This is a genomic window from Collinsella acetigenes, assembly GCF_012844445.1.
Taxonomy (GTDB): domain Bacteria; phylum Actinomycetota; class Coriobacteriia; order Coriobacteriales; family Coriobacteriaceae; genus Collinsella; species Collinsella acetigenes.
The window spans coordinates 386,562-399,563 of record NZ_JABBCP010000002.1 but is presented as its reverse complement, the minus strand read 5'-3'; the positions used below and the strand labels follow the sequence as shown (position 1 = coordinate 399,563).

The following is a 13,002-nucleotide window of genomic DNA, read 5'->3' as shown; positions in this document are numbered from 1 at the left end:
ATAAAATTGTAGGGTTTGGGGTAACAAAAAACACCGTATTTCTACGATGTTTTTCGTACTTCAACTATTGTTGTTTCACCAAACTAATCTTTATCTTGTCCACGACACTTTAACGCTTTAATTAAAAGATATTTCGACATCATTTAATAATTGTATTTATAGCGGACTGCACTGCTTTATATCTTCCTTCATCTGATAATGATGCCAAGCAGGTAATCAAATATTCCTTGCCATCTTTTTTATAAAGAACAACAATATTATAGGAAGATGCCATAGTTCCTGTTTTTATTCCTTTTACATTTTCATTATAGTACGGTGACTTTTTATCTAAAAACTTATTGGTATTTTTCCAAGTAAATTCACCTTGTGGAGTTTGAATTGAGAAAGTGCTTTTCCCTACACATTCTTTAACAAAATCATAATTATAAAGCTTCAAGGCTACACGATTAATATCATCCAAATGTGTATCGGCTGACATAGATGCCCCGCTCGGATCATTATACAAATTTGTTTTAGAATAGCCTTCTTCAATTAAATACTCACTTAGCTCTGTCGTAAAATAATTTATATATTCCGTTGCTGTATAGCCCTCTCCTAATTCATTTTTAGCAATATAATATGCCAACGAATAGGCAGCATCGTTTCCCGAAGGAACAAGCATAGCTTCCATTATTTCTTTTACTGTGTACTTCCCAACTTTTAGATTTGCTAAAGATGACCCAGCCGGCACAAGATCCAATACCTCTTGATTTACTTCAATAACATCTTCCAAGTTAACTTTTGTCAAAGCATAGTCAATGACAAATAGTTTTGCCAAACTTGCTACTGTGGGCAATTGGCTATCTCCCTCGTAAAATAAATATTCACCCTGTTCAATATCATAAACAGAAAACGAAAGAGCGTCCTGAGGAATGTTAAGCTCATTTGTACTCAGTTGAAAATCGATTTTTTTATACACATCCTTAAAAAAATCAAAACGATAAATCCCTGTTTTATATAATCCAACTACTGCTACAAACGCTATAAGCAAGACTGTTGTAAAAACCATTATTATCTTTATCTTTTTGTATTTTCTATTCTTCTTCATACTCTCACCTACAAATTCATTTCGTTATTTCTAATAAAATATAACCTTCCGTTAAACATTACTGTTGTTTATCGCAAGAAAACGGACATCTTTCTGCGGAAACAGAACTTCCGTATAAAAGCCGACTTGCAGATAGTTTCGCCCTAATCGGCTCATATCCTTAACAATAATCGTTGCGACATTTCCTGCTTCTACTTCCTTAATCAGTTCTTGAAAACTCGGACGATTGAAATTCACACCCGAAAAACCATCGTCAGTAAAATGGCGGATATTCGTAAAGCCATTTCTTCGGGCGTAATCTTCCAAGTATTGCTTTTGGTTGGTGATTGAGTTTGACTCACCATTAAGGTCATCATCTCTTGATAAACGCTCATAGAGTGCTGTAATCTTTGAAGTCCTTGACATTCTCTTATCCTCCTTTCTTTATGTAATCCGATTTAGCATTACAGGAATTACTCCCTCTGCTAATAGGAGAAAATAGGGGTACAAAGCGGAACTGTTTTTCAAAAAAATCAAAAAAATTTTTGAAGTTCTGAAACCGACTTTGATAACCTATTTTCAATTTAGGAACGCATTATTTATCGTCCTACTAAATTAAAGCCCTCGGGGCAAAGCTCGGCGATCAGGGTTCCGATTTTGCGCATGCTTCCTGCCTTCAAGCGGGCGCGGCGTTGGGGTCGCCTCGTGGCCGCCAAACGAGTCGATTGCTTTTTGAAGTGTGCGGGAAGGCATGGATATCTCTGGAGTGTTGCCGCAGCGGCAACATCGGTGGCAGGCGGCTGTCTTTCTGAGTCCATCGGCTACCGGGGAGCGAGCGGTGCCGCAGGCAAGACCGATTGCGATCCGGGTACTCTCGAATAGGCTATCTGGGCTCAAACGGGTGGTCTGAGCTTGCCGTCTCTTCGAATCGGCTGCTTGGGATTTTGAATAATAACAATGCGCTTGGCTTGAGAGCGCCTTTGAAGGGCGCTCTTTCTGTTCGGCAGGGCGGCGGCGTGTAGCTATGTAGGCGTGTAGCGGTGTAGCGATGTAGTGCGCTGCGGGTGTAGCTCTGCGGCGGCGTAGGCTGAAACACATTCCCAATCTGGGAATGCACATATATAAGTGCAATCGTTTTGCCGTAGATGGGAAACCTGTCGGCCGGGCAGGACCGACGAGCCGGGCGGCGAATGCGAAAGGCCGGATGCAGTCGACGCTCGGTGCTGTGGGCGCTTGGGTATTTAAAATGCCCTCAGACCGTATATATTTTTCCCGTATGACTCAAAGGGAGAAACTGTCCATGAAATCTGTCGCGAGAATCTCGTCGGGCGCGAGCCACGACTCCACGGGTGGCACGCTCGAAGACCGCCTCGAAAATCTCGTCCTATCTCTTGAAATGATGATGGACGGCGCCCTTTGTGAGGCCGCCGAGGCTCTCGACGATGTCTGCCATCGTGGTGTGCTCGTTGCCGCGCTCCACAAAGGGCCGCTCGGCTACGTCGAGGATCTTCTCGACCGTCGTCTCCGGGTACTTATTGCGTGCCACGGGCACCTCCGTCCTTATTATCACGATAAAAATACCATGAGTGGCGTGCGGGTCGAGAAGGGCTGGCGCCAAAAGAGCCCAACGGCCGTTACGGCTTCGTTAGAAACGCGCCCCACCATGGATGGTGAACCCGAAAGGTAAGGCGCGCGGGCACGGTGACTCGGCCCGCGCGCCCGGAAGAGAAAGGACGAACCCATGGGTTACATGCTCGAGACGCGCGGGCTCACCAAGCGCTTCGGCCGCGGCGAGCAGGCGCAGGACGCCGTGGCCGACGTGAGCCTTCATATCCGCGAGGGCGAGGTATACGGGCTGCTCGGTCCCAACGGCGCCGGCAAGTCGACAACGCTCAAGATGATCTGCGGGATGCTGCGGCCGACGGCCGGGGAGATCCTCTTTGCCGGGCACGCCTGGCGCCGCGAGGACCTCTACACGATCGGCAGCCTCATCGAGGAGGCGCCGCTCTACCCCAACCTCACCGCGCGCGAGAACCTGCGCGTGCGCACCACGCTGCTGGGCCTTCCCGAGAGCCGCATAGATGAGGTGCTCGCCGCCGTGGACCTCGCGGACACCGGGAAGAAGCGCGCCGGGCGCTTCTCGATGGGCATGCGGCAGCGCCTGGGGCTCGCGCTGGCGCTGATCGCTCGGCCACGCCTGCTCGTGCTCGACGAGCCCACCAACGGCCTCGACCCCATCGGTATCGAGGAGCTGCGCGACCAGATCCGCGGCTTCGCGGCGGCGGGTACGACGGTGGTCGTCTCGAGCCACATCCTCTCCGAGGTGCAGCAGATGGCGGACACCATCGGCATCATCTGCGGGGGGCGCCTCGCCTACGAGGATGCGCTTCGGCCCGGGCAGGACCTCGAGGAACTCTTCATGAGCTTCTGCCGGGAAGGGCGACGAGCGCGCGGGGAGGTGGCGGCATGACGGGCGAGAAAGGCGGCCTGCTCGCGGGCCTGCGCGCCGAGGCCCTGAAGTCGCGCCACGCGGCACCGGTTCGCCTGGCCGTGCTCATGGCGCTGCCGATGCCGCTGCTCGGCGCGATGCCCTACCGGGGCGTGCAGATCTTCAGCGCGTGGAACTACTGGTACGCGCTCTTCCTGCCCGTGTCTCTCTCGCTCGTGGTGGCGTGCGTCGCGCGGGCGGACGCTCGCACGCGGATGCGGGGGCTTCTGGGCCTGGGCTTCCCGCTCGGGCGCGCCTGGTGGGCCAAGGCGCTCTGGTGCCTCGCGCTCTGCACGCTCTCGAACCTCGTGGTCTTCGGCATCTACCTCGCGGGATCGGCCTTCTCCTCGCAGGGCCTCACGGCCGCGGGCACGCTCACGATGCTCCTGAGCGCACTCGTCAACACGGTGACCGCGGCGTGGATGATCCCCGCAGGGCTCTTTCTCACGGAGCGGCTCGGCATGCTCGTGGGCATCTTCTGCCCGCTTGCCGCGCAGCTCGTGGGTGGTTTCGCCTGGTCGCTGGTGCCGCTGCCGCAGCTCTTTCCGCCGTCGGCGAGCATGGTCATCCCCACGAGCTTCATCCCCGTGCTGCCGAGCGGCGAGCCACTCGCGGCGGACATGGCGCTCGGCGGGGCGCTCGCGGCAGACGGCATGCTCACGCTGGCGGGCCTTGCGGTCAGCGCGCTCGCGTTCGCCGCGCTCACGGCGGCGGGCGCGGCCTGGTTCGCGCGCTCCGAGGAGAGGTGATGGCCGTGACACGACTCTCCGACCCGACGCCGCGCATGACTCTCTCGCGGGCCCTGCTCTCCGAGGCCCTGCGCCTGGCGCGCTCTCCGCTCACGGCGGTGCACCTCGTCTGCGGCCTGGCAGCCGGTCTTGCCTGCGGCGAGTACTTCTCCGTAGCCCGATGGGACCCGGCGCTGGGCGCGGACGCCTACGCCCAGTTCCTCGGCGCCCTCATGCCGCTCATGTCTGCCATCGTCTGCGGGCTCGCCGTGGACGACGAGCGCGCTGCCGGGCGCCTCGCCAACCTCACGGCGGTTCCCTCGCGCGGGCGCACCGTCGCGGCGAAGCTGCTCGCCCTTGCGGCGCTCGGCGCGGGCGCGCTGGCCGTGGCGCTCGGCGTGTTCGGGGCCGTGCTCGCCGTCGCCGGGCGCCTGCCGCTCGGGCCCGCTCCGCTTGCGGCCGCCTGGGCGGGCATCGTGCTGGGCAGCCTGCCCCTCTACGCGCTGGGGCTCGGCGTGGCCCTGCGCCTCGGCCGCAACGCCGTCATCGGCGCCGGCACGGCGGGGACGCTCCTCGCGTTCTTCTCGGTGGGCGGACTTGCGCACGGCCTCATGACCGGCGAGCTCACCGGTGCCCTGGCGACGCCCCTGAGCTGGGTGCCGCTCGCCTGGCCCGCGCGCCTGGGGTCGCTCGGGGTGGAGGCCTTCATCGACGCCGCACGCGCGGCGGGCCCCCTCCTCACGACTGCGCTCGCCAGCCTCGTGCTCACCCTGGCAGCCGCCGCCGTCCTTCTCGCCTGGTTTCGCCGCTTCGAGGACGGGAGGGCAGATGCATAGGAAGCCGCTCGCCGCCGCGCTCGCCCTCCTCTCCGCAGCGCTCGTCCTGGGCGGGAATGTCCTGCTCGACGCCGGCTGGGGGTCGACGCTGCGCTCGATCGCCGACCGCGTGCCGTCCAACCCTGAGATCGCCATGTGGGCGCCCGCTCCCGAGCCCGGCAGCCGCGCGAGCTCCTACGCCGTCGCCACCGGGGCGGGGGCGAACTACGTCTACCTGGTGGACGCGGCGGACGACAGGGACAATGTCCGAGAGCTCCAGCTCATCTTCTTCGGGCGGGAATCGGACGGCGAGGGCTGGCTCGAGATCGAGGCGCGCGGCGGCTCGGGCGTGCGCTACCGCGCGTGCGACGCGGCCGAGGCACCCGCGGCTGCGCGCGGGGCTCTGGACCGCTGAGCGCGGCGCAAGTACAATGCTGACGGGAGTTTCAGGAGGTCGAACATGGCGAGGATACTGGCAGTGGATGATGAACGGGCGATCCTCGACGCGCTCGCGCGCGTCCTCGGCCGCGACGGCCATGAGGTCGTCAGGGCGGCGGACCCGACGGCGGTCCCGGGGATGGACCTCTCGCGCTTCGACCTCGTGCTCTGCGACGTCATGATGCCGGGGCTCGACGGCTTCGAGCTCGTGCGGCAGATCCGCCCGGACTTCGACGGCCCCATCGTCTTCCTGACCGCGCGCGTGGCCGAGGAGGATGCTGTGGCCGCCTACGGCCTGGGCGCCGACGACTACGTCCGCAAGCCCTTCGGGGCCGCGGAACTGCGCGCCAAGGTCGCGGCCCATCTACGCCGTGAGCGCCGGCCGCGCTCGCACGCCCTCTCCTTCGGGGAGGTGCGGATCGACCTCGGGGCGCGCGGCCTCGCCGTGGGCGGCGAGGCCGTGCCGCTCACGCCCACCGAGTACGCCATCTGCGAGTACCTCGCCCGCCACCCCGGGCAGGTCATGAGCCGCGCGCAGATACGCGAGGCGGTGCTCGGCTGGGAGAGCGACGCCGACGACGCGGCCATATCCATGCAGGTCAGCCGCGCTCGGAGGAAACTCTCCGAGGCCGGCGCAGATCCGATCGCGACCGTCTGGGGGATGGGGTACAAGTGGCAGCTCTGAGGACCGGGGCGCGAGGTCGCGGGGGCATGCCGCTCTCCTTCGTCATCGCGCGCTACTTCGCCTACGCGTTCGCGGCGGTCGCCACGGCGTGGCTCGCCTCGTTCATGGCGCTCTCCGTGGCGATCAACGCGGGCTTCGTCTACGAGGCAAGCTGGGGGCCGGCCAATGCGCGCGAGGTCGCGGAGGGCCTGGCACGCGACGGCGTCTGCGGGCAGCAGGACGTGCCGACGGCGTACCGCTACCTCATCCTGAACAAGGACGGATACGTGCTGATGACAGACCTCGAGGGCACGCGGCTCGAGGACGCGACGGAAATGGCCCGTACGGCACTCGCCGCGGATCCGGGCACAGTGGAGATCGAGGGCGGGGGTTCGGGCCTCACCTACGCCGCGTTCCCGCTTAAGGGCGGCGGGGCCTGCGCACTCGTCAGCGAGTACCTGCCGCAGTGGGTCTCGCGTGATCTCGCCGGCCTGCTTCCCAACCCGCAGAACCTCATGCTCGTCGGCGCCGCTGCGGGAAGCGCGCTCGCGCTCGCGCTCGTGGCGCGCCGCGCGAGCCGCGTGATCTCGCGCAAGATGGCGCCGCTCGCGGAGGCGGCGGGGCGCGTCGGCGCGGGGGAGCTCGACTTCGCGGTCGGCAGCACCAACGTGCGCGAGGTGAACGACGTCCTCGCCGCGATGGACGCCATGCGGACCTCCCTCGCCGAGTCGCTCGAGGCCTGCTGGGCCGCGGAGCGGGGGCAGCGCGAGCAGGTGGCGTCGCTCGCCCACGACCTCAAGACGCCGCTCACCGTGCTGCGCGCCAACGCCGACTTCGTGGCGGAGGAGCTGGAAGACGAGAAAGACGCCGACCTCGCGGCCGCCGCGCGCGACATAGCCGGCAGTGTCGAAAGGCTCGACGGCTACGTGCGCCTGCTCATCGAGGCCTCGCGCGGGTCCGGCGGGGCGGAGAGGGCCCCCATGCGGCCGGCCGAGCTCTGCGAACAGGTCCTCGCCGAGGCCGCTCAGATCGCCCGGGCGCGAGGCGTGACGCTCGACGCGGCCACGGGCCCCGCTGTCGCGGGAGCGCCCGAGGCCCCGCTCGACCGAACCGCCCTGGCGCGAGCCGCCGCGAACCTTGTGGCCAACGCCGCCGAGCGCGCGCGCTCGCGCGTGGCGGTCTCCTGCGACGTCGCGGGCGGACACCTCGTCATCGAGGTGGCCGACGACGGACCGGGCTTCTCTCCCGCCGCCCTCGAACGCGGCTGTGAGCGCCTCTTCACAGACGACTCCTCCCGCTCCTCGCGCGACGGAGGCCGCCACTACGGGCTCGGCCTCCACGCCGCCTCCGAGGCCGCGAGCGCCCACGGGGGCTCCGTCTCGCTCGCCAACAGTCCCTCGGGCGGCGCGGTGGCCACCATCGCGGTCCCGCTGTGCGGGATCTGACGACTTCCTCGATGTCTACCTCGACTGCGATATGTCGCTTGCCGAGGCCGCGACGAGATGGTGTTGCGTCTGCCCCGTTTGGTGCTTCTAGCTCAAATTTGATCTGATGTAAGGCCCGTGCAATCCTGCATGGGCCTTTCTTTTGGCAATTGCTCGACCGATTCGTAGCTTGAAACATAAATTATCGAGTTAAGGAGACATGGGGTCATACAGCGGCTCTCAGAGCGCCCGCCGCACTCCCCGCCATTACCCCTGCGGCGTCCTCGTATAGAGCCCATCCTGGTTGGCGTTTCGTTGCAATCGCCCACTTGTCCACCGATCAAATGAACTACTGGAATAAATACAGCGACACGCTTGTTCGTTACAGTTGCTATATCTGCGTAAATCGCCGCGATAAATACCGCTCGTTCTCGGCGTGTACCAGCCGCGCGTATGTAGAATCATATCGCGTTAATAAATTGGCTCAAGCGCGTGCAAAACGCGCAAGTAACCGTAAAAAGCGAATATCGCATAGGTAGATTTTTGGCACCCTGTTGCTTACTGAAAATTAAGCAATTGCTTAAAACAAAAAGGTCAGACACCAAGTGCCTGACCTGCAAACTTCTGGTCGGGACGACTGGATTCGAACCAGCGACCCCTTGACCCCCAGTCAAGTGCGCTACCAAGCTGCGCCACGTCCCGATATGTCGTTGCGTCTTGCGCAACGAAGAATACTTTACTCAAAGCGAATTAAAGATGCAAGTATTATTTTAAATTAGTTTTGAACAAAAGGCTGCGAGAAAGGATTTCATCTGCAAGGGCTCTCTTTTCAAGCAAGCCAAGATCGTCAACTGAGCTCGAAGTAACCCACCACGCGCGGTTGTTTGAAGAGCCAAAGCCAGCATCTGAACGCGAAACGTCATTGGCAACAATGGCGTCGCACCCCTTGCGCTTGAGCTTGGCCTCGGCGTAATCCACGACATCGTTTGTTTCTGCCGCAAATCCAATGACAATGCGATCCTCTTTATTGGAGGATAATTCTGCAAGGATATCTTGGGTCTGGATAAGCGGAATCGAGTCGATTGGATCGACTGCTTTCTTGAGCTTATGGTCGGACGGCGCGGAAGGGGTGTAATCGGCAACGGCGGCTGCAAGAATGGCGATGGTGGAGCACCCAAAAGCCTTCACAGCTGCGTTGTGCATCTGCGAAGCCGTTTGAACATGGATGGTTTCGATCCCCGCTGGAATGGGAAGCTCGATGGGCCCGGCGATAAGCGTCACGTTTGCACCGCGATCGCGGGCGGCACGAGCGAGTTCGAGACCCATTTTTCCACTCGATCGATTTGCAATATATCGAACCGGATCGATGGGCTCGTGAGTTGGGCCTGCCGTTATGAGGACATGCTCACCAACGAGGTCGGTAGAGCCTTGAAGCAGCGAACAGGTAGCGTCGGCGATGGCTTCAGGCGTTGGCAAGCGCCCAGAACCAACGTCGCCGCATGCAAGATAGCCGGAATCCGGCTGAATAAAGTGCACTCCCCTATTTTTAAGCACCGCTACATTTTCTTGCGTGGCCGCGGCGCTCCACATTCCCGAATTCATTGCTGGAGCGATGAGAATCGGCGCTTTTGTCGCGAGCAAAGTTGTAGACATGAGATCGTCTGCGATGCCATGCGCCATTTTGGCGATACTATTTGCCGTTGCCGGTGCGACAAGGACGACATCGGCTTCCTGAGCAAGCGATATGTGGTGAATGGGGTCTTCTGGGTCATCGAAGAGTCCTATAGCCACTTTCTCATGAGTCAGAGCACGAAACGTTGTGGGACCCACAAATTGAGTTGCGTGCTCTGTCATAAGCACTTTTACGCGGTATCCCGCTTTTTGCAGAAGGCGCAAGATCTCGCAGGACTTATATGCTGCAATGCAGCCGGTGACGCAGAGAAGGACGGTCTTTTCTTCGCTGGATCCGCAGACTCCCATAGCCTACTCCTCGGGAAGGATGACCATCAGACGGTGGCAATAAGGGCACTCGGTGACCTCGTTGGCATGCCTCAGGTCGCTCATGCTCGAAGACTGAAGGGTCATGCGGCAGATGCTCGGGACGTTGCCCTCGAGTTTCTCGACAGCTAAATGGCCAAAGCGTTTTGAGGCGTCTTTATAGGCTTTTCCGAGCGCCGGGTCAAGACTTTCAAAGAGTTGAGCGCGCTTGCGCTCGTTCTTGTCGATGGCGCTTTGAATATCGACAGCATGCGTACGTGCCTGCTTGGTTAGCGCGACAATGGCATCTTCGATTTTCTTAAGATTCTGCTTAAGGGTAGCCTCGTCAGCTTGGATAATGCTGAGCTTCTGGTGGGCTTCGGTGCGCTCAAACTCAACTCGATCAAGCTTTTTGGCAAAGTCGGAAAGCGTAATCTCAAGTTGCTGGACTTGGCGGTAGTCGTCCATGTCGACTTCGCGGCGAGCTTTCTCAATGCCGTTGTGAAGTGCCTGCTCGCGACTGTCGAGCTCCTGCAAATCGATTTCAACATCTTTGCGCTGGGCAAAGTATTTTGTTACGTCGCCCTTAAGCTTGATATAGAGTTTGCGACGTCGCGCTAGCTCTGCGATTTCGGGCAGATTCTGAAGCTGCTCTTTGTCGCGCATGAGCGTAAGATCGATTTCCTGTAATTCCAAAAGTGTCGAGCCAACGCTCATGAGGTTCTCCTTAATGATTATTACTTTGCCGTCCACCATTGTGCTGAATGAGTAATTGTAGCTATGGAAGCGGGCGTGACCCCTGCTTGTTGTGCGGCTTTTGCCAAGATTTCCACGAATGGCTCTTCTGAGCGGTCATGGCCAAGCAATAGTACGTCAAGGCCACGTATTGAGAGGTCCTGACAGATATGATAGCCTGCCTCCCCACAGATAATTGCATCCACGTTTGCCCTGAGTGCCAATTCTCCTAAATCGCCAAGTGATCCACCGAGAAAAGCCACTCTTGAGATGCGATGGAACGGTTCGCCCCACACCCGCGGCTGTGTGTCGAAAATGCGAGAAGCGCAGGAGGCGAGTTCGACGAGGTTGGTTTCTGCAATGTCCGCGACTGCTCCCAGGCCAAGAAGATCGGGCTGTTGCACAAATTCAAGCGAAGAAGACGCGGTAAAGCCCATGAGTTCGGGCAGGAGCGTTCGGGCTGCTGCCGAGCGATCGAGATTGGTGTGCATCGAAATTATCGAGACACCGAGGCGAGCGGCTTCGTACACAACGGAGGAGGAGCTGGGGGTAAGGCTTTCGGCAGGCTTAAATGCATCAGGAGCTTTGATATAGACAGGATGATGCGTAAGCAGGACATTCGAGCCCGATTCGTGAGCGGCGCGAACATTGTCGAGAGTGGCATCGAGGGCACACGTCACGCCCACGATTGAAGACGAGGGGTCTCCGACGGACAGTCCGACGTGGTCCCAAGGCTCGGCGGTATCGAGCGGAAACGCTTCGAAAAGAGCGTCTAGAAGGTTAGCAACCAGCATGAGGTTCTCCGATAATTTCGAAAAGACACGAGCAGAACCGATCGAGCGAGGCGGGGTCGATTCGGTCGTCAAAAGAAATGCGCAGGGAGCCCAGCGCGCGATTGCGCGGAATACCCATTGCGAGCAAAACATGGCTGGCATCTTGATTGCCACTTGTGCAGGCTGAGCCAGCAGACACTTCAAAACCACGGGCATCAAGTTGCAAAATGAGGTCTTCTGAGTCGAAATTATCGACGGTGATGGAGACAATGCCGGGGAGATGGTCGACTTTACGATACTCGCCTATTGTTGCATGGATAAGCGGATGCTTCACCAGGCGGTCATAAAGAGCGTTGGAAAGTTCGGTAAGGCAAGTGAAGTCATGTGCCACATTTGGATATAACTCCGATGCGGCTGCTGTCAACGCAATGATTTGACGCAAGTCTTGCGTCCCCGGACGCCTACCTGCTTCCTGGCCTCCTCCAAAAATGCGAGGTCGAAAGGGCGTATGCGTCTTTAAATACAGCGCACCCACTCCCACGGGGCCACCGATTTTATGACCAGCGAGGGAAAGGGCATCGATACCGAGACTATCGATATCAAAGGGTACGTGAAGAAAACCCTGAATAGCATCAGTATGAAAATAGGCCCCATGTTCATGGGCACAGGCTGCAAGGTCGGCGATAGGCTGGACTGCTCCCGTTTCGTTGTTGGCGAGCATTACCGAAACGAGGGCAACCGAATCATCCATCATACTGGCGAGGGTTTTTGCCTCGATAACTCCATGGCTGTTGGGCAAAATCAAATCGGTGGTAAAGCCTGCGGCATGAAGCAGAGGAATGTTATCGAGCATCGAATCGTGTTCGATTGCCGAGATGAGAACGCGCGTGCGATGTTTATTTGACTGTCTGGCTCCCTCGGCTATGCCAAGAAGGGCCATTGCGTTGGCTTCGGTGCCTCCGCCAGTAAAGATGACTTCGCTTGGGCGAACAGAACGTCCAAGCGTTTGAGCGAGCGAGCGGCGGCATCCCTCGAGCTTTTGTGCCGCCGCTCGACCTAGAGAGTGAAGTGAATTGGGGTTGACTCCGGCAAGTGAGCTATTGTCATATTCGCGCTGTGCATCGATGGCGGAGAGGCGAAGAGGGGTCGATGCAGCGTAATCTAGATTCACCATTTCGGTATGGGCGAAGGGCATGGTCGGTCTACCTCTAGGCGTTTTGTTTCGCGATGCCTCGAGTGCCGGCCTCGCGAAGGTCGAAAACAGCCTGAGCGGGATCTTGCGATCCAAAGACGGCGGAGCCAGCGACAAGAACATTGGCGCCTGCGGCAACAATCTGTTCGATATTGCCCATGCCAACACCGCCATCGACCTCAATCATTGGGTCGACACCGTGGCGTTTGCACAAGGCGGTGAGCTCGCGAAGCTTGGCATACGTTGCCTCAATATACTTCTGACCGCCGAATCCAGGATTCACGCTCATAAGCAGAACCATATCAAGATCATCGATGATGCTCTCGAGAAGGCAAACAGGTGTTGCGGGATTCAAGACAACGCCGGCTTGAACACCCTTGTCATGGAGGCGCGATACAATTCGATGCAAGTGCGTCGCAGCCTCGTAGTGAACCGTAATAAGGTCGGCGCCGGCGTCGGCATACCAGTCAATGGATTCTTCGGGATTCGAAACCATCATGTGCACATCGAGTGGCACGTTGCTTACGCGCTTGGCAACACGTACGACCTCGGGTCCAAAGGTAAGGTTGGGCGTAAAGTGGCCATCCATGACATCGATATGAATGAAATCGGCGTTTGAGATTTTCTCCAGATCCCCCGCAAGATTGCCAAGGTCGGCGGAGAGAATCGAAGGCGAGATTTTAACGTTGCGCATTGTTGCAC

The 13,002-nt window shown here is 58.5% G+C and carries 15 protein-coding genes and 1 tRNA gene; 7 read left to right on the top strand and 9 right to left on the bottom strand.

Annotated features, from left to right (window positions below):
- Nucleotides 1-139: 139 nt before the first annotated feature.
- Both HF320_RS04775 and HF320_RS04770 read right to left on the bottom strand, forming a co-directional pair.
- The gene (locus tag HF320_RS04775; protein WP_169277270.1) at nt 140-1,087 is read right to left on the bottom strand and encodes a serine hydrolase; all 948 of its coding nucleotides are present in this window, start codon (nt 1,085-1,087) and stop codon (nt 140-142) included.
- Nucleotides 1,088-1,138: 51 nt separating this feature from the next.
- Nucleotides 1,139-1,492 carry a recombinase family protein gene (locus HF320_RS04770; RefSeq protein ID WP_211158951.1) on the bottom strand — a complete coding sequence of 118 codons (354 nt, stop codon included), beginning with the start codon at nt 1,490-1,492 and terminating at the stop codon, nt 1,139-1,141.
- A gap of 279 nt (nt 1,493-1,771) precedes the next feature.
- On the opposite strand from HF320_RS04770, the gene HF320_RS04765 reads away from it, so the two are divergent.
- Nucleotides 1,772-1,948, top strand: a complete 177-nt coding sequence (locus HF320_RS04765; protein WP_169277269.1) for a hypothetical protein — start codon at nt 1,772-1,774, stop codon at nt 1,946-1,948.
- Between the two features lie 502 nt (nt 1,949-2,450).
- Here the strand turns inward: HF320_RS04765 and HF320_RS09145 are convergent.
- A complete protein-coding gene (locus tag HF320_RS09145) occupies nt 2,451-2,612 on the bottom strand; it encodes a TetR family transcriptional regulator (protein WP_169277268.1) in 162 nt (53 codons plus the stop codon).
- 195 nt (nt 2,613-2,807) lie between these two features.
- On the opposite strand from HF320_RS09145, the gene HF320_RS04755 reads away from it, so the two are divergent.
- From HF320_RS04755 to HF320_RS04730, 6 genes are read left to right on the top strand one after another with little or no spacing between them, the layout of a single operon-like run.
- Nucleotides 2,808-3,536: a lantibiotic protection ABC transporter ATP-binding protein gene (locus HF320_RS04755; protein WP_169277267.1), complete on the top strand. Its 729-nt coding sequence runs from the start codon at nt 2,808-2,810 to the stop codon at nt 3,534-3,536.
- Entirely contained in the window at nt 3,533-4,303 is a 771-nt protein-coding gene (locus HF320_RS04750; protein WP_169277266.1) for an ABC-2 family transporter permease, read from the top strand. The genes HF320_RS04755 and HF320_RS04750 overlap by 4 nt, the downstream gene beginning before the upstream one ends.
- Entirely contained in the window at nt 4,303-5,118 is an 816-nt protein-coding gene (locus HF320_RS04745) for an ABC-2 family transporter permease (protein ID WP_169277265.1), read from the top strand. Before HF320_RS04750 ends, HF320_RS04745 begins: the two co-directional genes overlap by 1 nt.
- Nucleotides 5,111-5,512 (top strand): hypothetical protein, encoded by a 402-nt coding sequence (locus HF320_RS04740; protein WP_169277264.1) that lies wholly within the window; start codon nt 5,111-5,113, stop codon nt 5,510-5,512. The genes HF320_RS04745 and HF320_RS04740 overlap by 8 nt, the downstream gene beginning before the upstream one ends.
- Before the next feature lie 45 nt (nt 5,513-5,557).
- Nucleotides 5,558-6,220, top strand: a complete 663-nt coding sequence (locus HF320_RS04735; protein ID WP_117770652.1) for a response regulator transcription factor — start codon at nt 5,558-5,560, stop codon at nt 6,218-6,220.
- A 26-nt stretch (nt 6,221-6,246) separates the two neighbouring features.
- The gene (locus HF320_RS04730; protein WP_169277263.1) at nt 6,247-7,644 is read left to right on the top strand and encodes a sensor histidine kinase; all 1,398 of its coding nucleotides are present in this window, start codon (nt 6,247-6,249) and stop codon (nt 7,642-7,644) included.
- A gap of 604 nt (nt 7,645-8,248) precedes the next feature.
- Here HF320_RS04730 and HF320_RS04725 read toward each other — a convergent pair.
- From HF320_RS04725 to rpe, 6 genes are all read right to left on the bottom strand, one after another.
- Nucleotides 8,249-8,325: transfer RNA gene (locus HF320_RS04725), tRNA-Pro, on the bottom strand.
- 63 nt (nt 8,326-8,388) lie between these two features.
- The gene (gene coaBC / locus HF320_RS04720) at nt 8,389-9,603 is read right to left on the bottom strand and encodes a bifunctional phosphopantothenoylcysteine decarboxylase/phosphopantothenate--cysteine ligase CoaBC (protein ID WP_169277262.1); all 1,215 of its coding nucleotides are present in this window, start codon (nt 9,601-9,603) and stop codon (nt 8,389-8,391) included.
- Nucleotides 9,604-9,606: 3 nt separating this feature from the next.
- On the bottom strand, nt 9,607-10,317 hold the full coding sequence (locus HF320_RS04715; protein ID WP_169277261.1) for a zinc ribbon domain-containing protein: 711 nt from the start codon (nt 10,315-10,317) through the stop codon (nt 9,607-9,609).
- A gap of 20 nt (nt 10,318-10,337) precedes the next feature.
- The gene (locus HF320_RS04710; protein WP_169277260.1) at nt 10,338-11,129 is read right to left on the bottom strand and encodes a Nif3-like dinuclear metal center hexameric protein; all 792 of its coding nucleotides are present in this window, start codon (nt 11,127-11,129) and stop codon (nt 10,338-10,340) included.
- Entirely contained in the window at nt 11,116-12,303 is a 1,188-nt protein-coding gene (locus HF320_RS04705; protein WP_169277259.1) for a cysteine desulfurase family protein, read from the bottom strand. The genes HF320_RS04710 and HF320_RS04705 overlap by 14 nt, the downstream gene beginning before the upstream one ends.
- A gap of 13 nt (nt 12,304-12,316) precedes the next feature.
- Entirely contained in the window at nt 12,317-12,994 is a 678-nt protein-coding gene (gene rpe / locus HF320_RS04700; RefSeq protein ID WP_022387394.1) for a ribulose-phosphate 3-epimerase, read from the bottom strand.
- Between the last annotated feature and the right edge of the window lie 8 nt (nt 12,995-13,002).

Coding starts and splice junctions, on each gene's coding strand:
- HF320_RS04775 (WP_169277270.1), bottom strand. CDS start 1,087: ATGAAGAAGAATAGAAAATACAAAAAGATAAAGATAATAATGGTTTTT.
- HF320_RS04770 (WP_211158951.1), bottom strand. CDS start 1,492: ATGTCAAGGACTTCAAAGATTACAGCACTCTATGAGCGTTTATCAAGA.
- HF320_RS04755 (WP_169277267.1), top strand. CDS start 2,808: ATGGGTTACATGCTCGAGACGCGCGGGCTCACCAAGCGCTTCGGCCGC.
- HF320_RS04750 (WP_169277266.1), top strand. CDS start 3,533: ATGACGGGCGAGAAAGGCGGCCTGCTCGCGGGCCTGCGCGCCGAGGCC.
- HF320_RS04745 (WP_169277265.1), top strand. CDS start 4,303: ATGGCCGTGACACGACTCTCCGACCCGACGCCGCGCATGACTCTCTCG.
- HF320_RS04740 (WP_169277264.1), top strand. CDS start 5,111: ATGCATAGGAAGCCGCTCGCCGCCGCGCTCGCCCTCCTCTCCGCAGCG.
- HF320_RS04735 (WP_117770652.1), top strand. CDS start 5,558: ATGGCGAGGATACTGGCAGTGGATGATGAACGGGCGATCCTCGACGCG.
- HF320_RS04730 (WP_169277263.1), top strand. CDS start 6,247: ATGCCGCTCTCCTTCGTCATCGCGCGCTACTTCGCCTACGCGTTCGCG.
- coaBC (WP_169277262.1), bottom strand. CDS start 9,603: ATGGGAGTCTGCGGATCCAGCGAAGAAAAGACCGTCCTTCTCTGCGTC.
- HF320_RS04715 (WP_169277261.1), bottom strand. CDS start 10,317: ATGAGCGTTGGCTCGACACTTTTGGAATTACAGGAAATCGATCTTACG.
- HF320_RS04710 (WP_169277260.1), bottom strand. CDS start 11,129: ATGCTGGTTGCTAACCTTCTAGACGCTCTTTTCGAAGCGTTTCCGCTC.
- HF320_RS04705 (WP_169277259.1), bottom strand. CDS start 12,303: ATGCCCTTCGCCCATACCGAAATGGTGAATCTAGATTACGCTGCATCG.
- rpe (WP_022387394.1), bottom strand. CDS start 12,994: ATGCGCAACGTTAAAATCTCGCCTTCGATTCTCTCCGCCGACCTTGGC.